Below are 20,713 nucleotides of genomic sequence, written 5' to 3'. Positions count from 1 at the left end.
TACGTGAATGTGACAGTCGTCGGCCGCGTGTTCACCGCCAGTAGGGGAAACGCCGAGCCGGGCCGCGCTCCGGCCGGTGCCGGGGCGCGGCCCGCTGGGACTCAGCCGTCGATCACCGGATGCTCGCGGCTGTCCAGGGCTTTGGCCTCCCGCTGATAGCGGTTCGCGTTCTCCGCCTTGCGCGGCGGCCGGTCGTTGGCGACCAGCACCGCCATCCACGGCAGCGGAATGGACACCGCGATGAAGACCAGGGACAGCCACCAGGTCTGGTAGAAGATTCCCGCGAGGATCAGGCAGGGGAAACGCAGGCCCATCATCAGGATGTACTTGCGCTTGCGTGCGGCCTGCTGGTCGTCGTAGGAGGGCTCCGCCTCGGTGATGAGCACCGGGGTGATGTCCCGAGACTCGGGTGCGCGTTCGTTCACGACACCACCTCCACCACGTCATGCTGCCACTGCCGGCACCGGACGGACAGCCGGGAGATCACCCCGCTCACCGGCGCGGTGCGAGCCAGTGCAGCGCGGCCAGCACAAGTGTCTCGACGCCGGTGCGGAGTGTGGGATGCGGCACCGGAGCGAACCGCGGCGAGTGGTTGGACGGAATGTCCGTTTCGAAGCGCCCGGACGCCATCGCCGCCATTACCGCCTCCGCGTCGAGTCCACCGACGAGCCAGAACACCGAGGGAACCCCGGCGGCCCTGCCGAACTCACTGAAGTCCTCGCTGCCGGTGACCAGCGGCGCCTCCATCGTGCGGTCCGTCCCGAAATGGGTGCCGAAGGTGCCGGTGAGCGCCGTGGTCGCATCCTCGTCGTTCACCGTCACCGGGAACGAGGACAGTGGCGTGATCTCCGGCGGGTGCGGGCAGCCCGCGGCGGCAGCCTCACCGTGCACGATCCGTTCCACCGCGGCCAGCACCCGCTCCCGGACGGACTGGTCGAAGCTGCGGATGTTCACTTCGAGCGTGGCGTGATCGGCGATGACGTTGTGCACCGAGCCGACGTGCATCGAGCCGACGGTCACCACGGCCGACTCGGTCGCCGAGACCTCCCGGGAGACGATCGTCTGCAGCCGCAGCACCACGGAGGCGGCCAGCACGGCGGGGTCGACGGTCGTCTCCGGCCGCGCGCCGTGGCCGCCGCGGCCGTGCAGGGTGATCCGCAGCGCGTCGGTGGCCGCCATGATCACTCCGGGGCGGGTCAGCACCCAGCCGGCGGGGCCGGGCACGACGTGCTGGCCCAGCACGACATCCGGCGCCCCGGCGTGGTCGAACAGTCCCTCGCGGACCATCCGGGCGGCACCGTCGCCCGCCTCCTCGCCGGGCTGGAAGACGACGAGCAGTGTCCCGCTCCACGAGGCTCGCCCGCGGGACAACAGGGTCGCGGCGCCGGAGAGCCACGCCGCGTGCATGTCGTGGCCGCACGCGTGCATGACAGGTACGTCGTTGCCCTCCGAGTCGACGCCGCGGGCGGTGCTGGCGTAGTCGAGACCGGTCTTCTCCGCCACGGGCAGCGCATCGATGTCGGCCCGCAGCAGGACCGTGGGCCCCGGCCCGTTGCGCAGCACGCCGAGCACCCCGGTCGCCGCGATGCCGGTGTGCACCTCGTAGCCGTCCCGGTCGAGCCGCCGCGCCAGTTCCGCCGCCGTCCGCGTCTCGGTGAACGCGAGTTCCGGATGGGCGTGCAGATCGGTGTAGAGCGCTTCGAGGGCGGGCAGCAGGCCGTCGAGCGGGGCGAGCACGGAGGGCGCACGGTCGGTGTCGGTCACCCGGCCATCTGACCACACACCGGGTGGGCCGGCCGGGCCCGCGGACCCGGCGGGACCGTGCCGCCCGTACCGGAGGGTCATGACACGATGCGCGCCGTGACCGGTACTCCCCCGCGGTTCTCCGACGATTTCTGTGCCCGCCTGCGTGACGCCTTCCTGGCGGCGCGTTACGACGCCGACGGCGTGCTCGGGGCGCTCGGCCCCCCGGCCCACTCCGCGCTGGGTCGCGGCGAGCCCGAACCGGCCTTCCGCGCCAGCCGCGATGCCGGGACGCTGGGCACATTGGTCCGCCTGTTCCTGCTGGGTGGTGCGGAATCCCGGGCCGAGACCGCCGCCGCACTGGGCTCCGTGCCGCTGGACGACGCGGTGGCGACCGGGCTCCTTCGGGCGGACGGCGAGCGCTTCCGGGCCGGGCTGGACGTGCGCCCGCACGGCGACGAGGACACGTCCTGGTGGATCGTCTCCGACCTCGACTCCGACGTGCTCGGCGAGCCGGTGCCCGTGGAGCACGTACTCGGTGTCGGCCACGCCTCGCTCAGCCTGGTCCGTGCCACCAGCCGCCGTCCGGTCGGCTCGGTGCTCGACCTGGGCACCGGCAACGGCGTGCAGGCACTGCACGCCGGCAGGCACGCGGCCTCGGTGACCGCGACGGACGTCTCCGAGCGGGCACTGGCACTGGCGGACACCACGTTCCGGCTCAACGAGGTGGAGGTGGAACTGCGGCGCGGCGAGTGGTTCGCCCCGGTCGCGCGGCGCCGGTTCGACCAGATCGTCTGCAACCCGCCGTTCGTGGTCGGCCCGGCGCGCGTCGACTACGTCTACCGGGATTCCGGCCTTGCCGGGGACGACGCGAGCGCGCTGGTGATCCGCCAGCTCCCCGGGTTCCTCACCCCAGGCGGGGTCGGGCAGTTGCTCGCCTCCTGGCTGCACATCCGGGGACAGGACTGGGCCGACCGGGTGAGCGGCTGGCTGCCGGGCGGGACGGACGCCTGGGTGGTGCAGCGGGACGTGGCCGACCCGGGACTCTATGTGGGCACCTGGCTGCGCGATGCCGGCATCGATCCGCGCTCGCCGGAGGGCAGGGCGAAGAGTGCGGCGTGGCTGGACTGGTTCGCGGCGAACGAGGTCGAGGGAATCGGCTTCGGCTTCGTGACCCTCCGCCGCACCGACGCCACGCCCACCGTGGTGTGCGAGGACCTGCGCCAGGCGTTCGACGATCCGCTGGGCGAGGAATCGGCGGCCTGGCTGGATCGCGTCGACTGGCTGCGCTCCCCCGGTACCGATCTGCTGGGCACCACGTTCACCGTTCCGTCCTCGGTACTGCTGGAACGGATCGACGCACCGGCCGAGGAGGGCTGGGCGAGCTCGGCGCTGCGCCTGCACCGCACGGACGGGCCCGGCTGGACGCATGAGCTCGACGAGCTCGCCGCGGCCCTGCTGGCCGGGTGCCGGGGCGCCCTGCCGCTCGGGGATCTGCTGGAGCTGCTGGCGTTCGCCCACGGCGAACCGGTCGAGGAGCTCACCGCGACGGCGCTGCCGATGGTGCGCGAACTGGTCCGCCACGGCATGCTCCTCCCGTCCGGGGCGGACCGGCGGTGAGGGCGGTCGCCGCCAGGGTCACCGAGGCCAGGGTGACGGTCGGCGAGGAGGTCGTCGGCGCGATCGAGGAGCCGGGTTTGCTGGTACTGCTCGGAATCCACACCGATGACACGGCCACGGAGGCGGCGACCATGGCCAGGAAACTGCACGAGCTGCGCCTGCTGCGGGACGAGGAGTCGTGCGCCACGGCGGGCGCGCCGCTGCTCGTGGTGAGCCAGTTCACGCTGTACGGCGAGACGCGCAAGGGCCGCCGTCCATCGTGGACCGCCGCCGCCCGGCCGGAGCCCGCCGCGGAACTCGTCGGCACGGTCGTCGCCGAGCTGCGCGAGCGCGGCGCCCGGGTGGAGACCGGGCGGTTCGGCGCGATGATGGCCGTGCACAGCGTCAACGACGGTCCGTTCACCGTACTCGTAGAGGTCTAGACCATTTCTTTCCCTTGTGCGGCCTGGGTCACAGCGGTTTCCGGTTCTCAGGAAAAGCTCAGGTTTGGTGGAGCAACCACCACCCCCGCACGGCCGTAAACAAGTTGGGAACGCGGGAACGAATCCACTCCCGCGGGCGTTGAACCGGATGTCCAGCCAGCAAACTGGTCTCGCGTCAGCCGGCCACCACAGGGGCTCGCTACGCGACGCAGAGCGCAGGCGTGGAGCACCGCACACGTCAGCCCGCGACAGGGGAGGCAGAAATGTCCACATCGACGCTCGAGCGCGAGGCCCGGGGGATCCGCCGGCGCGAAATCCCGTCCACCACCGTCGACCTGCCCGCGCAGGCTCCGGCACCGCTGGAGGCGGCCGACCTGGACGCCCAGGGGCCCGCCGCCGACCTGGTCCGGGTGTACCTGAACGGCATCGGCAAGACCGCGCTGCTCACCGCGTCCGACGAGGTCGAGCTGGCGAAGCGGATCGAGGCCGGGGTGTTCGCGCAGCACATGCTGGACACGGCCGAGAAGCTCACCCCGAAGCGGCGGACCGAGCTCACCGCGCTGATCCGCGACGGCCACGTCGCCAAGAACCACCTGCTGGAGGCCAACCTGCGGCTGGTCGTCTCGCTGGCCAAGCGTTACACCGGCCGCGGCATGCCGCTGCTCGACCTGATCCAGGAGGGGAACCTGGGCCTGATCCGTGCGGTCGAGAAGTTCGACTACTCGAAGGGCTTCAAGTTCTCCACCTACGCGACCTGGTGGATCCGTCAGGCCATCACCAGGGGGATGGCCGACCAGGGCCGCACCATCCGGCTGCCCGTCCACTTGGTGGAACAGGTGAACAAGCTGGCCCGGATCAAGCGCGACCTGCACCAGCAGCTCGGCCGCGAGGCGACCAACGAGGAGCTGGCCACCGAGTCCGGTATCGCGGAGGGAAAGATCTCCACGCTGCTCGACCACGCCCGCGACCCGGTGAGCCTGGACATGCCGGTGGGCACCGAGGAGGACGCCCCGCTGGGCGATTTCATCGAGGACTCCGAGGCGACCGACGCGGAGAGCGCGGTCATCTCCGGCCTGCTGCAGGACGACCTGCGACGGGTGCTGTCCACCCTCGACGACCGGGAGCAGCACGTCATCCGGCTCCGCTACGGCCTCGACGACGGGCAGCCGCGCACCCTCGACCAGATCGGCAAACACTTCGGGCTCTCCCGTGAGCGCGTCCGCCAGATCGAGCGCGAGGTCATGTCCAAACTGCGCCAGGGTGAGCGCGCCGACCGGCTGCGCGCCTACGCGAGCTGATCACCCAGGGTGTCCCGGCCGGTGAGACGGCACCTGTTCGGCCGCGTTGACTATTGCCTCCGGCCGCGAGACGGTCGAAGATGGCCTCCCGGCGCAACCCCGGCGGGGCAAGGGCGTCTGAAGAGGTAGTGGACTTCGCGGCCGGTGTACGCACCGGGTCGCACTCCCCGGAAGGTCGGGCCAGTCGGAGGGGCCCGGCCTTCCGCTATGTCCGGGCCCGCCCTCGCCGTCCGCCCCGCCGCCCGCGGCACCGGGCGCGCGGCTGTGGCACCCGGAACGGCACGCGGTAACGTCGGCCGACCCGAATCGCGTGCAAGGGAGCCCGCGCAGTGCCTGACACCCCGTTCCACCACACCGAGGTCCTGCCGCTGGGCAAGGACGAACACACCGAGTACCGGCTCGTCACCCCCGAGGGTGTGCGTGTCGTCGAGGCCGCGGGCCGTACCTTCCTCGAGGTCGAGCCCGAGGCCCTGCGGCAGCTCGCGAAGGCGGCGATCACCGACATCCAGCACCTGCTGCGGTCGAGCCACCTCGCCCAGCTCCGCGCCATCGTGGACGACCCCGAGGCCAGCGGCAACGACCGGTTCGTCGCGATGGACCTGCTGCGCAACGCCGCGATCTCCGCGGGCGGGGTGCTGCCGATGTGCCAGGACACCGGCACGGCCATCGTCATCGGCAAACGCACCGAGAACGTGCTCACCGGCGGTGCTGACGAGGAAGCGCTCGCACACGGCATCTTCGACGCCTACCAGGAGCTGAACCTGCGCTACTCGCAGATGGCGCCGGTGAGCTTCTGGGAGGAGCGCAACACCGGGACGAACCTGCCCGCCCAGATCGAGCTGTACCACAAGGACAACCCCGCCGGCCGTACCGCCGATCCGTCGTACGAGTTCCTGTTCATGGCCAAGGGCGGGGGCAGCGCCAACAAGACGTTCCTCTACCAGGAGACCAAGGCGGTCCTGAACCCGAAGCGGCTGGCGAAGTTCCTCGACGAGAAACTGCGCGGCCTCGGCACCGCGGCCTGCCCGCCGTACCACCTGGCGATCGTGGTGGGCGGCATGTCGGCGGAGTTCAACCTGAAGACCGCGAAACTGGCCTCGGCCCGCTACCTCGACGATCTGCCGCGTTCCGGCTCCGAGCTCGGTCACGGGTTCCGCGATGTGGACCTGGAGCAGCAGGTGCTGGAGATGACCCGGCAGTTCGGCATCGGCGCCCAGTTCGGCGGCAAATACTTCTGCCACGACGTGCGCGTCATCCGGCTCCCCCGGCACGGAGCCTCCTGCCCGGTGGGTATCGCCGTCTCCTGCTCGGCCGACCGGCAGGCCAAAGCCAGGATCACCGCGGAGGGCGTGTTCATCGAGCAGCTCGAACGGGACCCGGCCAGGTTCCTGCCCGAGGTCACCGACGAGGACCTCTCGGACGAGGTCGTGTCCGTGGACCTGAGCCGTCCGATGGCGGAGATCCGCGAGCAGCTCTCGGCTCTGCCGGTGAAGACCCGGCTGTCGCTGACCGGCACGCTGGTGGTGGCCCGCGACATCGCGCACGCCAAGATCGCCGAGCGGCTCGACGCCGGCGAGGAGATGCCGCGGTACCTGCGTGACCACCCCGTGTACTACGCGGGCCCGGCGAAGACACCGGACGGTTACGCCTCCGGGTCCTTCGGCCCCACCACGGCCGGGCGGATGGACTCCTATGTGGAGCAGTTCCAGGCCGCGGGCGGCTCACAGGTGATGCTCGCCAAGGGCAATCGGTCGGCGAAGGTGACCGCGTCCTGCAAGGAACACGGCGGGTTCTACCTCGGCTCGATCGGCGGTCCGGCCGCCCGGCTGGCCCAGGACTGCATCAAGCGGGTGGACGTGCTGGAGTACGCCGAACTCGGCATGGAGGCGGTCTGGAAGATCGAGGTGGAGGACTTCCCCGCGTTCATCGTCATCGACGACAAGGGCAACGACTTCTTCGCCGAGACGTCCGAGCCGGTGCTGCAGATCGCGTTCCGCGGCTGATCAGTCCGGTGTGCCCCGGGCCCGGGGCACACCGGGCACTCGGTACACCGGGGTTCAGCCGGGGAAGAGTTCGCCGAGGCGGGCGAGCGTCTTGTCGATACCGGCCTTGTTGCGTTTGGGGAACCCGCTGAGACCGATCAGGAGCGGCAGCCGCGCGGTGGACCAGTCGAAGGTCTCGACCACTTCGGTACGCCCCGCACCGGCGGGGGCGAGTTCCCAGCGCCACCGGTGACCGTTGAAGTGCCGCCACGCGATCAGCCGGTTCTCCTCGAACTCGACCACCGTGTTCTCGATCTTGTACGCGGCACCCATCTTCATGTCCATACCGAACTTCGACCCCAGCTCAAGACGGTGCGGGCCACCCGGACGGGCGGCCCGCACCGAACCCGAGCCGTCGATCAGTGCGTGCTGAGCGGGATCGACGAGCAGTTCGAAGATCTTCTCCGGTGTCGTCGCGATCGTCGCGGTGCCGGAAACCCTGCGTGTAGCCATACGGCAACCCTAGGGGCTCACCGGCCGTGTCACCGGACGGGCGCATCATCCCTGACGAGCTTCCTCCTCGAGGACGAGCTGACGTTCGCCGAGCGGCTCCGCGAGATCGACCTTGACCGTCGGGTAGCGGATGTCCATGGTGCACGCCATCTTGTTCCGCGGCGTCGTCTCGACCAGCTTCACCACCACACGCTGTGCGGTCTGCTCGGCGACCTCGGCGCTGGCCTTGCCACAGCCGCCCTCCTGTGCGCGGATGGCGACCTGGTTGGTGCGCTCGACGGTCGCCGCCGTGCGCGGGTAACTCTCGGGAAGGGCCGCGCCGTCGATCTTCTCGGCGGCGAGAGGGATCTCCCCGGGTGCCTCACCCGGTTGCTGTGCTTCGTTGCCCGGCGCCGGCTTGTTCCCCGGTTCCTGGGGAGCCGAGCTGGGTGCGGGCTGCTGATCGGCGGCGGGCTGCGGGCTGTCGGTGTCTGGGTTGGCGCAGGCCGTCCCGGCGAGAAGGACCAGTCCTGCGGCAACCACCATCTTGTTCAGCTTCATGCCCGTAGAGACGGAGGGGGTGGCGCGGGCGGTTGCACGGGTGCGGACGAATGTTCGCGACCCCCGACGAAAGTCGGTCCCCTGCCCGCTGACCAGGCAAGAAGTCGTTCGTGTACGAGCGAAGGGGCAGGTGGAGGCGACCGTGGCCGACCCGGGCGGCACCGTCTGACCGCGCGACGCGCTCCGTCTCGCTCCGGCCCCCGCCCGGCGGAGATGCCCGGCAGAACGGGGAAAACGGGCGCACCTGTGCCCGCCCTGGACGGTCACCGCTGTCACCGGGTCGCTGGGAACACCGGATCGGCAGCGGTTTCCCTTTCAGTCCACAATGGACTCCACTACAGGTCCACTGTGGAATTCGAGAGGGCGCGTATTCAGGCCAGCGATACCAGCGCGTCCGGGTCCTCGACCGGCAGCTCGCCGGTCGCGGTGGCGGAGACCGTGGTGCGGAGCAGATCCAGCTCACTGCCGAGAGTGCTCAGGAACGCGGTGTCCGAGGCGTCCCTCCCGGTGGCGATCCGGGTCAACGAGGCGCGCGGCGCGAGCCTGGTGGCGTCGAAGGCGTACCAGTGGCCGTCGACGGCGGCCTCGAACACGGCGTGGAAGTCCATCGGGCGCAGTCCGGGGGCGTACACGGCGACGAACCGGGCGGGAATGTCCTGTGCCCGGCAGAACGCGATGCACAGGTGCGCGTAGTCGCGGCACACCCCCTCGCCGGCCAGCACGGTGTTCACCGCGTCGTCGGTGGGACGACTGGAGCCCGGGGTGTAGAACAGCCGGCTGCCGACGAAGTCGACGATCGCGTCGATCTTGCCGCGGCCGCCGCCGGGGCGGCCGAACTGGCCCGCGGCCAGCCCCATCAGCCGGTCCGAGGGGCAGTACCTGCTCGGCCGGGTGTAGAGGATCGCGTCGGCCTCGGTGACGCGCTCCGGCTCCCCTGTCCGGCCCGCGCAGTCCGCCGAGTAGTTGATCGTCACCTCGCCCAATGGCAGGTCGAGCACGTGCACCCGGGTGCGGTGCGGGAACTCGATGGGCTCCGGCACGCCCGAAGGGCCCGAGATGGTCAGCCGTTCCGACTCGACGCCGGGGCCGCCCGCGACCGCCACCGACATGGCCAGCCTGCCGGGCGAGGTGATGCGCAGGACGAGTTCGGCGGAGACATGGGAGCGCACGGTCATCGAGCCATCATCCCCGCTCGTGGCCGCCGGCACGACCGGGGGACGCCGGAGGCCACCGGCCACCCCAGCAGCTCACACCGCACCCACCCCGGAGCGGGGAACGGACCACCAGCGCGTCGCTTCGACCGGGTCAGCCGTCCACCCGGGCGGCGGAGCGGCTGCCCTGTCGTTCCCACCGGACCGCGGCAGCGCCCGGATGCCAGGAACGGACCACCAGCGTGTCGCCTTCGACCGAGGTCAGCACCGCCGCTGTCAGGTCGAGCCGGAAGGCGTGCGTCCCCTCCTCGCCGGATACCGGCAGTGCGACACCGGCCACCTTCGCGTCCTCCTCGCGCCCGCGACATCAGCGGGACACGAGTGGATGGCGCATCGCGCATCCCGGAACAGATCCAAGAGCCTTCACCGCCCCACCGAGCGAACCGAGCCGGATCCCCTGTTCGTCGACATCCACTTCGGTGCCGCTCACCCTCGGCGCGCCATCCCGGCGGAGACTGGCCAGGACGTGTGCCGTCGCGGCCTCGAAACATGCCCTTACTCCCCGCGCCAGCTCCGGTGCCTCGTGTTCGGACCGCTCCCAGGAGACCATCCGGCCATCCTCGCAGCGGCCACCGACTTTCCGGCCGCGACCGTCGCGCTCGCGGTCTGGCCGACATATCGCGGGCCGGTGCCGCTCCCCCTCGGCAGGGAGACCTATTCGGGCAGGAAACCGGTGCCGCGAGCGGCGTGTTTGACTGGTCGCCATGCGCGCCGAGGACGAACTGTGCCCCGTCGCCGACGGCACCCTGCGGGTGCGCCGCACCGGTATGGGCCCGCCACTGCTGCTGATCGCCGGCGGGCTCGGCGGCGTGGAGAGCTACCGGCCGCTGACGCGCAGGCTCGCCGGGCGGTACACCGTCCTCGGCTACGACCGGCGCGGGCATTTCCACAGCACCGACGAGACGAGCGGGCCGGTCACCGTGCGCACCCAGGCAGTGGACGCGGCCGCCGTGATCCGGCATTTCGGGTACGACCACGCCCTCGTCTTCGGTAGCAGTGCCGGTGCGCTCATCGCGCTCGAACTCGCCGCCATCCGGCCGGGGCTGGTGCGGGCCGTCGTCGCCCACGAACCACCCGCCGTGCGGTTGCTCGGCGACGGTGACCACTGGCTCGCCTTCGCCGACGAACTGGTGGCCCTCGCCGAGACGGACCTGCTCACGGCGTTCACCAGGTTCGTGCGCTCGCTCGCGGGCGCTGCCGGGCCGGACCTGAAAGCAGTCGCGCTGCCGTTCGAACGGGACTGGATCCGGCTGTTCGGCCGCGAAATGCGCGAGTTCTACCGGTACCTGCCGGACGTGGCCGCGCTGCGCGCCTGCGGGGTTCCGGTGATCCCCGCGGGCGGCGAGGACAGCCGCGGCTTCTACCACCACCGGCCAGCCGAACTGCTCGCCGACGCCCTCGACGTCCCCTTCGCCGAAGTACCGGGCGCCCACCTCGGCCCCCAGCGCAACGCCGGACAGTTCGCCGGACGACTCACCACACTGCTCCACGACACGGTTCCCACCCCGTCCGCCACGGAACCCGGCTAGATCGCGCGGACCACCCGAGCCGGATTGCCCGCCGCCAGCACACGCGCCGGCAGGTCACGGGTGACGACACTGCCCGCACCGACCACGGTGTCCTCCCCGACCGTCACCCCAGCGCACACGGTGACACCCCCGCCGAACCAGACGTTGTCGCCGATAGTGATGGGCGCGGCACTCTCCCACCGCCGCCGCCGCGCCTCGTGATTCTCGATCGGATGCAGAGCAGTCAGCAACTGCGCGCGCGGTCCGATCGACACGTCGTCACCGATCCGGATCGGTGCGCAGTCGAGCAGGATGGCGTCGTAGTTGAGGAAACTGTTCGAGCCGATGTCGATCAGGTAGCCGTAGTCGCACTGGAACCGCGGCATGATCCAGGAACCGTCCCCCAGGGAGCCGAGCAGCCTGCGCAGCACCCCGTCCCGCCGGTCGGTCTCCTCCGCGCCGGTGCCGTTGAACTCGTCGACCAGAGCCTGCGCCCGGCGGCGATCGGCGATCAGCTCCGGATCGCTGTCCTGGTACAACTCGCCGCGCAGCATGCGGTCCTTGTGCTCTCCCATGCGCCGCGACGCTACCGGGCCCGCGACGGCCGCGTGGCCGGGCCGGAGGAGGATGGCCGGGGCGACCAGGAACGAAACCGGTCCGCCGCACCGAACCACGGAACGGAGCCGCCGTGCCCATCGACCCCGCCGTCGCGATCGGGGCGGAGCAGCCCCCCGTCCCGTTCTCCTGGACGCGATCGGACGTCCTGCTCTATCACCTCGCGCTGGGCGCCGGCGCCGATCCGCTGGATCCGCGGGAACTGCGTTACGCCTACGAAAGCGACCTGCGGGTCCTGCCGACCTTCGCGACCGTCGCCGCGGAGCCGCGCACCTTCGAGCCTCCGGCCGTGACGTTCCCGGGCGTGCGCCTGGACCTCGCGAACGTGCTGCACGGCCACCAGGAAGTGGCGGTGCACGGGCCGATTCCCGCGGCGGGCCGGGGAATCCGCCGCAGCCGCGTCGTCGAGGTACTCGACAAGGGCACCGCCGCGGTGATCGTCGTCGAGACCACCGCCTCGCTCGACGACGGAAGTCCACTGTGGACGACAAAGGAAGGGATCTTCGCCCGGGGTGAGGGTGGATTCGGCGGCGAGCGCGGCCGTTCGCCCCGGATCACGCCGCCGGCACGGCAGCCGGACGTACTTCTCGACGTGCCGACGCTGCCGCAGCAGGCACTGCTCTACCGGCTGTGTGGCGACCTCAATCCCCTGCACGCCGAGCCGGAGTTCGCCCTGGCGAGCGGTTTCGACGCACCGATCCTGCACGGCCTGTGCACGTACGGGATGGCCGCCAAAGCCGCCACGGACGCGATGCTCGACGCCGACGTCACCCGGATCCGTTCGTTCACGGCCAGATTCGCGGGGCCGGTCACCCCGGGCGAACGGCTGCGCGTGGCGGTCTGGGACGAGGGCGACCGATTCCCGCTCACCGTCACCGTCCCCGCACGCGGCGAAGCGCCGGTGCTGACCGACGCCGTCCTCGTCACGGACTGAGCCCACCCGTGCGGCGAACCCGCCAGGTGCGGCCGGGTTAGGCTCGGACGATGCGTCCGACGTTCGTCACCCGTCGAGCCGTGCAGCTCGCACTGGCCGCCAACGCGCTGCGGCCCGCCAGGACCCGGTTTTCCGCGATCCCCTCGTTCTTCGCGGGCTGGCTCACCGCCGAACTGGCCCCGCACCTGCTCGCCGTCACCGCCGCCGACACCGTGGCTCACCTGGCCAGGCGCGGGCTGCACACGCGCTCGGACCGCGCCGGGCTCATGCTGGCCGGGCTGAGTGCTGCCGCGCTGGGCAGGCTCGTGCTCACCGCGCACCGTGCCCGCGACGAGGTCGAGGACGCACTCACCGGCGCGCTCGGCGAGGACTACGCCACCGGCCTGGCGGAACCGCCGGAGGCCGAGGATCTCGCGACACCGTGGAAACAGCTCGTGCTGCCGTTCCGGATGAGCGCTCCCGGAGTGCGTCGCGACCGCGACATCGCCTACGCCCCGGGCGGCAGACGGTTCCTGCTCGATGTCTACCGCCCCGACGACAGCGAGAACGAGGACCCGGCAGAAGGGCGGCCGGTGCTGCTGCAGGTGCACGGTGGCGCGTGGATGCTCGGAAGCAAGGACCAGCAGGGCGTACCCCTGATGCAGTACCTGGCGCAGCGCGGCTGGGTGTGTGTCGCGATAAACTACCCGCTCTCACCGACCGCGCACTGGCCGGACCACATCGTGGCAGCGAAACGCGCCGTGGCCTGGATCCGGGAGAACATCGGCGAGTACGGAGGCGATCCGTCGTTCCTGGCGGTGACCGGTGGTTCGGCGGGTGGCCACCTGGCGGCGCTGCTCGCGCTCACGGCGAACGACACCCGGCTGCAGCCCGGTTTCGAGGACGCCGACACCGGCATCTCCGCCTGCGTCCCGCACTACGGCGTCTACGACTTCGCCGCCAGCACCGGCTCGCGCGCCAGCCGCTACCGGCTGCAGGCCGTCCTCGCCCGCTACGTCGTCGGCAAGGACCCGGAGGAGTTCCTCGACGAGTACGTCGCCGCCTCACCGCTCGACCGGGCGGCGGACACCGCGCCGCCGTTCTTCGTGATCCACGGTGACCAGGACACGGTGGTGCCGGTGGCCGAAGCACGCGGCTTCGTCGACCGGCTGCGTGAGGTGTCCGCGAACCCGGTCGCCTACGCGGAGATCTCCGGCGCGCAGCACGCGTTCGACGTCTTCCCGTCGATCCGCAGCGCCCATGTCGTCCGCGGGGTCGCCCGCTTCCTGGACTGGACGTACCGCTCGGCCCGGCGCTGAGCGGCAGCCCTCGCCGGCCCTGTCACGGCCGCCGGCTGTCAGGCGGTGAGCTTCGGGATCACCTCGCGGCCGAAGGTCTCCAGCCACTCCTTCTGGTTGCGCCCCACGTTGTGCAGGTAGATCCGGTTGAACCCGGCGTCGACGAAGCGCTGCAGCGCCGCCCGGTGCTTGTCCGGGTCCGCCGAGATCACCATGCGCCCCTCGAAGTCCTCGGGGCGCACCAGTTTCGCCATCTGCTCGAAGTCGAACGGCGACCGCACGTCCGCCTTGGGGAACTTCATGCCGCCGTTGGGCCACTGCTCGATCGCGTTCGACAGCGCCTCCTCGTCGGTGGCCGCCCAGGACAGGTGCACCTGCAGCAGTTTCGGCATCGTGTCCGGGTCCTTGTCGGCCTTGCGCGCGCCCTTGCCGAAGTTGTCCAGGATGCCTTCGAGCTTCTCGATGGACGCGCCCGGCGTGATGATGCCGTCGGCGAGTTCACCGGTCTTACGGGAGGTGTACGGCCCCGCGGAGGCGATGTAGATCGGCGGCGGCGCGTCGGGCAGCGTCCACAGTCGCGTGTTGTGCAGCTTGAAGAACTCGCCGCTGTGCTTGACATCCTTGCCGGAGAACAGCTTCCGGATGACCTCGAGCGCCTCGAACATCCGGCGGACTCGTTCCGGGGCCTCCGGCCAGTAACCGCCGACGATGTGCTCGTTCAGCGCCTCGCCGGAGCCGATGCCCAGCCAGGTGCGCCCCGGATAGGTGGCCTCCAGCGTCGCGGCCGCCTGCGCCACCATCGCCGGGTGCAGCCGGAACGACGGGCAGGTCACCCCCGGACCGAGATCACCGGCGGTGTTCTCGGCCAGCGAGGCCAGCACACTCCAGACGAAGGAAGCCTCACCCTGGGCGGGTACCCAGGGCTGGAAGTGATCCGCCGCCATCTGACCGGAGAAGCCGTGCTGCTCGGCCAGCGCCGCCAGTTCGATCGACTCTCTCGGCGAGAACTGCTCCAGCGCGGCCGCCATCCCGATCTGAACGTCACTCACAAGCGTGTCCCATCCCTCTCAACACCGTTGTTCCCTCTTTCGCCAACCTACCGCGCCGGTGGCCCGGCCGACGGCTCGTCAGCGGTAGCCCTGCGTGAGTCCGGCCAGCTCGTCCAGCTTCCGCAGCGTCTCGTCGTAGGGCTTGGTGCCGAGGATGAACGCGACCCGGTCGACACCCGCGCCGGCGAAGCCGTCCAGGGCGGCGGTGTCCCGCCCGGCGCCGAAGATGCTGACCGGGACCTCGGGCTTGCCCTGATCGGCCAGCCAGGCGCGGACCCGGGTGATCTCGGCCGGGGCGGTGTCGGCGCGGGGCAGCCAGTGATCGCCGAAGTCGGCCAGCCTGCGCAGCGCGGCCTCGCTCTCGCCGCCGATCAGGATCGGCGGGTGTGGCTTCTGCACCGGCTTGGGCCAGGCGTACATCGGGTCGAAATCGACATGGGTACCGTGGAACTCGGCTTGTTCCTTGCCCCAGATCTCCTTCAGCGCGGCGAGTTGCTCATTGAGCAGGGCACCCCGGGTGCGCGGATCGGTGCCGTGATCGCGCATCTCCTCCCGATTCCAGCCCGCACCCACCCCGAACAGCGCACGGCCGCGTGAGATGAGGTCGAGGCTGGCGACCTCCTTGGCGGTGTGGATCACGTCGCGCTGCATCAGCAGTGCGATGCCCGTCCCCAGGAGCAGGTTCTCCGTGGTCTGTGCGGCCGCGGTCAGCGCGATGAACGGGTCGAGCGTTCGGTAGTAGACGTCCGGCAGGTCACCACCACCCGGATACGGCGACTCGCGGCTGGCCGGGATGTGCGAATGTTCGGCGAGGAACAGCGAGTCAAAACCGCGTTCCTCCAGCGCACGGCCCAGATCGTCCGGGCGGATCCCCTGGTCTGTCACGAAAGTGGCGATACCGAATTTCATACGCTGTGCCAACGACCGCCGCGCCGCCACTATTCCGGACCGAAGCCCATGCCGTGTCGCGCGCCTGGGCATGCCGTGTCGGGCATCTCGGCATGCCGTGTCGGGCACTGTCGTAGCCGGACTCAACCGGGGACGCGGGTAGACGCGGCGTGCATCCGACGTGACGCCGCAGATGCCGTGCACATCGGACACACGCCACCCGTTCCGTCGCCGCACAGCAATTTGCCGGCGAACGGCTACGGTCGACGCCGCGATACGGGGTGCCGGATCGCACGACACGGCATGCCGGCCCGCACGACACGGCATGCCGAAGCGCGCGACACGGTTGCGCTGGAATGCGTGTCGGTTCCGGTGGGGCGGCTGCTCAGACGTTGCGGCGGTACTGGCCGCCGACCTCGAAGAACGCCTCGGTGATCTGCCCGAGCGAACACACCCGCGCGGCATCCATCAGGGTGCCGAAGAGGTTGCCACCCCGGGTGGCCGCCTCCCGCAACTCGCGCAGCGCGACCTGCGCCTCGTCGTGGTGGCGCCGCTGGAAGTCGGCGAGCCGATCGAGCTGCGACTGTTTCTCGTCCTCGGTCGCCCTGGCCAGCTCGACGGTCTGGTTCTCCTCGTCCGAGTGCGGGTTGCGGAAGGTGTTGACGCCGACGATCGGCAGCGACCCGTCGTGCTTGAGCCGCTCGTAGAGGATCGACTCGTCCTGGATCTTGCCGCGCTGGTACCCGGTTTCCATCGCACCCAGTACACCGCCCCGTTCGGAGATGCGGTCGAACTCGGTGAGCACCGCCTCCTCCACCAGATCGGTCAGCTCGTCGATGACGAACGATCCCTGCTGCGGGTTCTCGTTCTTCGACAGGCCCCATTCCTTGTTGATGATCATCTGGATCGCCATCGCGCGGCGGACCGAACTCTCACTCGGTGTGGTGATCGCCTCGTCGAACGCGTTGGTGTGCAAGGAGTTCGCGTTGTCGTAGAGCGCGCAGAGCGCCTGCAGGGTGGTGCGGATGTCGTTGAAGCTCATCTCCTGCGCGTGCAGGGAACGCCCCGAGGTCTGCACGTGGTACTTGAGCTTCTGCGCCCGGTCGTTGGCCCCGTAACGCTCTCGCATGGCCACCGCCCAGATCCGGCGGGCCACCCGGCCGAGCACCGAGTACTCGGCGTCCATTCCATTGGAGAAGAAGAACGACAGGTTCGGCGCGAAATCGTTGATGTCCATCCCGCGAGCGAGGTACGACTCCACGTAGGTGAACCCGTTGGAGAGAGTGAACGCGAGCTGCGAGATCGGGTTCGCCCCGGCCTCGGCGATGTGGTAGCCGGAAATGGAGACCGAGTAGAAGTTGCGGACCCCGTGGGCGATGAACCACTCCTGGATGTCGGCCATCATCCGCAGCGAGAACTCGGTGGAGAAGATGCAGGTGTTCTGCCCCTGGTCCTCCTTGAGGATGTCCGCCTGCACGGTGCCGCGGACGTTGCGCAGCGCCCATTCGCGCAGTTCCGCAGCCTCGGCCTCGTCCGGCTTGCGGCCGTTGTCCCATTCGAACGCCGCGAAGCGCTGGTCGATCGCCGTGTTGAGGAAGTACGCCAGGATCGTCGGAGCGGGCCCGTTGATCGTCATCGAGACCGAGGTGGACGGCGAGGTCAGATCGAAGCCGTCGTAGAGCACCTCCATGTCCTCGAGTGTGGCGATCGAGACACCGGAGGTACCCACCTTGCCGTAGATGTCGGGGCGGGTGTCGGGATCGTGGCCGTAGAGGGTCACCGAGTCGAACGCGGTCGACAGGCGCTTCGCCTCCGAATCCGCGGACAGGTACTTGAACCGCCGGTTGGTGCGGAAGGGGTCCCCCTCCCCGGCGAACATGCGCGCCGGGTCCTCACCCTCCCGCTTGAACGGGAAAACGCCTGCGGTGTAAGGGAAGTACCCGGGAAGGTTCTCCCTGCGCAGGAAGGACACCAGTTCGCCCGGATCGCTGTAGCGCGGCAGCGCCACCCGTGGGATACGGCTGCCGGAGAGGGTGTCCCGCCAGAGCTGGGTGCGCAGCTCCTTGTCCCGGATCTTCACCACCAGCTCGTCTTCGCGGTACGAGGCCGCGAGCTCGGGCCAGCCGGTCAGCAGCCGGTCGACGTCGGCGTCCACATCGGACTCGACGGCGGCGAGAAGACGGTCGATGGCCTCGATGTCCGCGCCCTCGGCGGCCAGCGCCCGCTTCGCCTCGGCGAAGTGCTCCCGGCGGCGGACGATCGCGGCCTGCGCCCGGGTGTACTCGTGGTAGCCGCGCACGGCCTCGGCGATGTCGGCGAGGTAGCGCGCCCGAGTGGCCGGAATGATCGTACTGGCGTCCGTGGACACCTTGCCCTGCACGGGCGGAAGCATTCCCGGCGAGACGACCAGACCCATCTCCGCGAGCGAGTCGCGTAACCGCTGGTACAACGCGGTGACGCCGTCGTCGTTGAACTTCGCCGCGCTCGTGCCGAAGACCGGCATGTCCTCCGGCGAGGAGTGGAACTCCTCCCGGTTGCGCACGAGTTGCCTGGCGACGTCGCGGCGTGCGTCCTCGGCGCCGCGGCGTTCGAACTTGTTGATCGCCACCGCGTCGGCGAAGTCGAGCATGTCGATCTTCTCGAGCTGCGAGGCCGCGCCGAACTCCGGTGTCATCACGTACAGCGCGTGGTCCACGTGGTCGACGATGCCGGCATCGCCCTGTCCGATACCGGGAGTCTCCACGATGACGAGGTCGTAGCCGGCGGCCTTGCAGGCGAGCACCGCCTCGTCCAGTCCGACCGGAATCTCTCCGCTGGTCGTCCGCGTGGCCAGGGAGCGGAAGAACACCGGGGAACCGTCGAGGCAGTTCATCCGGATCCGGTCACCGAGCAGGGCACCGCCGCCTCGACGGCGCGAGGGATCGACGGCGAGCACGGCGATCCGGAGCTTGTCCTCCTGGTCGAGGCGGAACCGGCGGACCAGCTCGTCGGTCAGCGAGGACTTCCCGGAACCACCGGTGCCGGTGATGCCCAGCACCGGCACGGTGCGCGCCCTGGCGGCGTCGGCGATCGCCTGGTGCCACTCACGCGGCAGGGCGTCCCGCTGCAGCGCGGTGATCACCCGCGACAGTGTGGGCACGTCGCCGGAGATGAGCTGGTCGACCGTGCCCGGCACGTCCGCCGCCAGGTCGACGTCGCAGGCCTTGATCATCGAGTTGATCATGCCCGGGAGGCCCATCTCGTAGCCGTCCTCGGGAGAGAAGATCCGCGCCACCCCCCTGGAGTGCAGCAGATCGATCTCGTCCTGCACGATGACCCCGCCACCGCCGCCGAAGACCTTGATGTGCCCGGCACCGCGCTCGGCGAGCAGCTCCACGAGGTAGCTGAAGTACTCGACGTGCCCGCCCTGGTAGGCGCTGATCGCGACGCCCTGGACGTCCTCCGAGATCGCGGCCGTGGCCACCTCGTCCACCGACCGGTTGTGGCCGAGGTGCACGACCTCGGCCCCCTGGGACTGCAGGATCCGGCGCATGATGTTGATCGAGGCGTCGTGCCCGTCGAACAGGCTCGAGGCGGTGACGAACCTGACCGGGTTCACGGGCCTGTGCAGTTCGGAAGTCATGCCACCAAAATACTTGGACTTCCTACTATTTCACAGTCGTACTTGCCTGTGATGACGGTCTCAGTGCCGGAAAGACGCCCTGGGCAGGCGAATCAGTGTGCCTGGGCGGCAGCCGCCGAACGCACGGCCAGCCACTGGCGCATCGCGTACTCGACCATGGTGATCAGCGTCTGCTTCGTCGACTCCCGGTTGCGGGCGTCGCACGGGATGATCGGCACGCTCGGATCGATCGACAGCGCCTCTCGGACGTCGTCGACCGAGTGCTGCCGCAGTCCGTCGAAGCAGTTCAGCCCGACGATGTAGGGCAGCCCCCTGTCCTCGAAGAAGTCGACCGGCGCGAACGAGTCCGCGAGCCTGCGGGTGTCGGCCAGGACCACGGCACCGATGGCACCCCGGACCAGGTCGTCCCACATGAACCAGAAGCGCTGCTGCCCCGGCGTGCCGAACAGGTACAGGATCAGGTCGTCGTCAAGCGACACCCGGCCGAAGTCCATCGCCACCGTGGTGGTCGACTTGTTCGGGGTGGAGTCGAGGTTGTCGATGCCGGTACTCGCGTCCGTCATCATCGCCTCGGTGGTCAGCGGCATGATCTCCGAGACCGAGCCGACGAAGGTCGTCTTGCCCGCGCCGAAGCCTCCGGCCACCACGATCTTGGCCGAGGTCATCGTCCTGGGAGCGTTTGACCGCGGTGCTTTATAGCCGACGGAGTCCACTCAAAACCCTTTCCATCAACGTAAAGTGCGCCTCGGCGCCGTCACTGCCGGAGATAGTCTTGTGCACGGTGACCAGGCCCGCGTCAGCCACGTCGCTGATGAGCACCCGGGCCACCCCGAGGGGGACCCGGAGCAACGCGGCGATCTCGGCGACCGATCGTGGGGTCTGGCATTCTTCCACGATTGATCGGTGCTCCATGTGATCGGGGACGCTTAACGTACCGTCGACATGGTTGGTGGAGATCAGTGTCTCCAGCTCCAGCGCATGACTGGAGCGTGTCCGTCCGCCGGTCAGCGCGTAGGGACGGACGAACCCCGTCTCCTCGGCCGCCGAGAGCGGCTCCGGCTCCCCCGGCCTGCTGTTCCGGCGCACGGCGCCCTCGAAGACACCCGTACCCCACCGCGGCGCCATGGCCGGACCGGGATCGCGCGGGGCGGGTTCCCGTTCCGGTGGCGGCGCGGTGGGCCACTGTGTCGCGTGGGGCTCGACGTACGGCCGTTCGGCCTGCTGCGAGCCCGCGGGCGACGGGGCATCGTGCTCGGCGGTGGGGTATGGGGGTTGCGGGGCGTACTGCTGCCGCGCGGGCTCGGCGCCGGTCTCGTCGGCGTCCTCGCGCTGCTTGCGCTTACGCCGCCCGCGCACGGTGCCGAACGAGAATCCGTTCAGCACGTCGGCGAAGGTGCCGTCGTCCTGCCTGCCGGCGCGGGGCGGCGACCCGTCGCGGGATTGCCTCCCCGCGTCGGGTTCATCACCCTGGAAGCCCGGTCCGGTCGTCAT

General features: G+C 70.1%; 20 protein-coding genes. 7 read left to right on the top strand and 13 right to left on the bottom strand.

What is annotated here, in order from left to right:
- Positions 1-101: 101 nt before the first annotated feature.
- Positions 102-425: a DUF3099 domain-containing protein gene (locus CFN78_RS05580; protein WP_094861480.1), complete on the bottom strand. Its 324-nt coding sequence runs from the start codon at positions 423-425 to the stop codon at positions 102-104.
- A 67-nt stretch (positions 426-492) separates the two neighbouring features.
- Positions 493-1,764 (bottom strand): amidohydrolase, encoded by a 1,272-nt coding sequence (locus tag CFN78_RS05575; RefSeq protein WP_240519276.1) that lies wholly within the window; start codon positions 1,762-1,764, stop codon positions 493-495.
- 96 nt (positions 1,765-1,860) lie between these two features.
- Between CFN78_RS05575 and CFN78_RS05570 the strand changes: the two genes are divergently transcribed.
- From CFN78_RS05570 to CFN78_RS05555, 4 genes are all read left to right on the top strand, one after another.
- Positions 1,861-3,363 carry a DUF7782 domain-containing protein gene (locus CFN78_RS05570; protein WP_240519275.1) on the top strand — a complete coding sequence of 501 codons (1,503 nt, stop codon included), beginning with the start codon at positions 1,861-1,863 and terminating at the stop codon, positions 3,361-3,363.
- Positions 3,360-3,785, top strand: a complete 426-nt coding sequence (gene dtd / locus CFN78_RS05565) for a D-aminoacyl-tRNA deacylase (RefSeq protein ID WP_094861477.1) — start codon at positions 3,360-3,362, stop codon at positions 3,783-3,785. Before CFN78_RS05570 ends, dtd begins: the two co-directional genes overlap by 4 nt.
- 263 nt (positions 3,786-4,048) lie before the next feature.
- The gene (locus CFN78_RS05560; protein WP_094861476.1) at positions 4,049-5,083 is read left to right on the top strand and encodes a sigma-70 family RNA polymerase sigma factor; all 1,035 of its coding nucleotides are present in this window, start codon (positions 4,049-4,051) and stop codon (positions 5,081-5,083) included.
- Between the two features lie 329 nt (positions 5,084-5,412).
- A complete protein-coding gene (locus CFN78_RS05555) occupies positions 5,413-7,086 on the top strand; it encodes a fumarate hydratase (RefSeq protein ID WP_094861475.1) in 1,674 nt (557 codons plus the stop codon).
- A 54-nt stretch (positions 7,087-7,140) separates the two neighbouring features.
- On the opposite strand, the gene CFN78_RS05550 is transcribed toward CFN78_RS05555, so the two are convergent.
- The 5 genes from CFN78_RS05550 to CFN78_RS29705 all read right to left on the bottom strand — a co-directional run bounded on the left by CFN78_RS05550 (position 7,141) and on the right by CFN78_RS29705 (position 9,879).
- Positions 7,141-7,578, bottom strand: coding sequence for an SRPBCC family protein (locus CFN78_RS05550; RefSeq protein WP_094861474.1), 438 nt, complete (start codon positions 7,576-7,578; stop codon positions 7,141-7,143).
- Between the two features lie 45 nt (positions 7,579-7,623).
- Entirely contained in the window at positions 7,624-8,118 is a 495-nt protein-coding gene (locus CFN78_RS05545; protein ID WP_094861473.1) for a hypothetical protein, read from the bottom strand.
- Positions 8,119-8,489: 371 nt separating this feature from the next.
- Positions 8,490-9,293 (bottom strand): transglutaminase-like domain-containing protein, encoded by an 804-nt coding sequence (locus tag CFN78_RS05540; protein ID WP_094861472.1) that lies wholly within the window; start codon positions 9,291-9,293, stop codon positions 8,490-8,492.
- A 130-nt stretch (positions 9,294-9,423) separates the two neighbouring features.
- Positions 9,424-9,609, bottom strand: a complete 186-nt coding sequence (locus CFN78_RS29710) for a hypothetical protein (protein WP_240519274.1) — start codon at positions 9,607-9,609, stop codon at positions 9,424-9,426.
- A gap of 27 nt (positions 9,610-9,636) precedes the next feature.
- Positions 9,637-9,879 (bottom strand): hypothetical protein, encoded by a 243-nt coding sequence (locus tag CFN78_RS29705; RefSeq protein WP_240519273.1) that lies wholly within the window; start codon positions 9,877-9,879, stop codon positions 9,637-9,639.
- Between the two features lie 154 nt (positions 9,880-10,033).
- On the opposite strand from CFN78_RS29705, the gene CFN78_RS05530 reads away from it, so the two are divergent.
- The gene (locus CFN78_RS05530) at positions 10,034-10,858 is read left to right on the top strand and encodes an alpha/beta fold hydrolase (RefSeq protein ID WP_094861471.1); all 825 of its coding nucleotides are present in this window, start codon (positions 10,034-10,036) and stop codon (positions 10,856-10,858) included.
- On the opposite strand, the gene CFN78_RS05525 is transcribed toward CFN78_RS05530, so the two are convergent.
- The gene (locus CFN78_RS05525; RefSeq protein WP_094861470.1) at positions 10,855-11,412 is read right to left on the bottom strand and encodes a sugar O-acetyltransferase; all 558 of its coding nucleotides are present in this window, start codon (positions 11,410-11,412) and stop codon (positions 10,855-10,857) included. The two genes, CFN78_RS05530 and CFN78_RS05525, sit on opposite strands and share 4 nt — an antisense overlap.
- Positions 11,413-11,525: 113 nt before the next feature.
- On the opposite strand from CFN78_RS05525, the gene CFN78_RS05520 reads away from it, so the two are divergent.
- Entirely contained in the window at positions 11,526-12,386 is an 861-nt protein-coding gene (locus tag CFN78_RS05520; protein ID WP_094861469.1) for a MaoC/PaaZ C-terminal domain-containing protein, read from the top strand.
- Between the two features lie 50 nt (positions 12,387-12,436).
- Positions 12,437-13,684, top strand: coding sequence for an alpha/beta hydrolase (locus CFN78_RS05515; RefSeq protein ID WP_094861468.1), 1,248 nt, complete (start codon positions 12,437-12,439; stop codon positions 13,682-13,684).
- 38 nt (positions 13,685-13,722) lie between these two features.
- On the opposite strand, the gene CFN78_RS05510 is transcribed toward CFN78_RS05515, so the two are convergent.
- The 5 genes from CFN78_RS05510 to CFN78_RS05490 form a co-directional block, all read right to left on the bottom strand.
- Positions 13,723-14,712 (bottom strand): TIGR03557 family F420-dependent LLM class oxidoreductase, encoded by a 990-nt coding sequence (locus tag CFN78_RS05510; RefSeq protein WP_094861467.1) that lies wholly within the window; start codon positions 14,710-14,712, stop codon positions 13,723-13,725.
- A gap of 78 nt (positions 14,713-14,790) precedes the next feature.
- A complete protein-coding gene (locus CFN78_RS05505) occupies positions 14,791-15,621 on the bottom strand; it encodes an LLM class F420-dependent oxidoreductase (protein WP_094861466.1) in 831 nt (276 codons plus the stop codon).
- Positions 15,622-15,985: 364 nt separating this feature from the next.
- The gene (gene icmF, locus CFN78_RS05500; protein ID WP_094861465.1) at positions 15,986-19,222 is read right to left on the bottom strand and encodes a fused isobutyryl-CoA mutase/GTPase IcmF; all 3,237 of its coding nucleotides are present in this window, start codon (positions 19,220-19,222) and stop codon (positions 15,986-15,988) included.
- Between the two features lie 92 nt (positions 19,223-19,314).
- Entirely contained in the window at positions 19,315-19,935 is a 621-nt protein-coding gene (locus CFN78_RS05495; protein ID WP_165777451.1) for a GTP-binding protein, read from the bottom strand.
- Positions 19,916-20,713 (bottom strand): DUF742 domain-containing protein, encoded by a 798-nt coding sequence (locus CFN78_RS05490; protein ID WP_094861463.1) that lies wholly within the window; start codon positions 20,711-20,713, stop codon positions 19,916-19,918. The genes CFN78_RS05495 and CFN78_RS05490 overlap by 20 nt, the downstream gene beginning before the upstream one ends.

It is taken from the genome of Amycolatopsis antarctica, from assembly GCF_002262875.1.
Classification (GTDB): Bacteria; Actinomycetota; Actinomycetes; order Mycobacteriales; family Pseudonocardiaceae; genus Amycolatopsis; species Amycolatopsis antarctica.
The sequence above is the reverse complement of the archived record's forward strand: the minus strand, read 5'-3'. Positions and strand labels throughout refer to the sequence as shown.

Excerpts from the sequence above, each read along its gene's own strand:
- CFN78_RS05525 (WP_094861470.1), bottom strand. The coding sequence starts at position 11,412 with ATGGGAGAGCACAAGGACCGCATGCTGCGCGGCGAGTTGTACCAGGAC.
- CFN78_RS05560 (WP_094861476.1), top strand. The coding sequence starts at position 4,049 with ATGTCCACATCGACGCTCGAGCGCGAGGCCCGGGGGATCCGCCGGCGC.
- CFN78_RS05490 (WP_094861463.1), bottom strand. The coding sequence starts at position 20,713 with ATGACGACCGGACCGGGCTTCCAGGGTGATGAACCCGACGCGGGGAGG.
- CFN78_RS05515 (WP_094861468.1), top strand. The coding sequence starts at position 12,437 with ATGCGTCCGACGTTCGTCACCCGTCGAGCCGTGCAGCTCGCACTGGCC.
- CFN78_RS05545 (WP_094861473.1), bottom strand. The coding sequence starts at position 8,118 with ATGAAGCTGAACAAGATGGTGGTTGCCGCAGGACTGGTCCTTCTCGCC.
- CFN78_RS29705 (WP_240519273.1), bottom strand. The coding sequence starts at position 9,879 with ATGGTCTCCTGGGAGCGGTCCGAACACGAGGCACCGGAGCTGGCGCGG.
- CFN78_RS05540 (WP_094861472.1), bottom strand. The coding sequence starts at position 9,293 with ATGACCGTGCGCTCCCATGTCTCCGCCGAACTCGTCCTGCGCATCACC.
- CFN78_RS05550 (WP_094861474.1), bottom strand. The coding sequence starts at position 7,578 with ATGGCTACACGCAGGGTTTCCGGCACCGCGACGATCGCGACGACACCG.
- CFN78_RS05505 (WP_094861466.1), bottom strand. The coding sequence starts at position 15,621 with ATGAAATTCGGTATCGCCACTTTCGTGACAGACCAGGGGATCCGCCCG.
- CFN78_RS05530 (WP_094861471.1), top strand. The coding sequence starts at position 10,034 with ATGCGCGCCGAGGACGAACTGTGCCCCGTCGCCGACGGCACCCTGCGG.
- icmF (WP_094861465.1), bottom strand. The coding sequence starts at position 19,222 with ATGACTTCCGAACTGCACAGGCCCGTGAACCCGGTCAGGTTCGTCACC.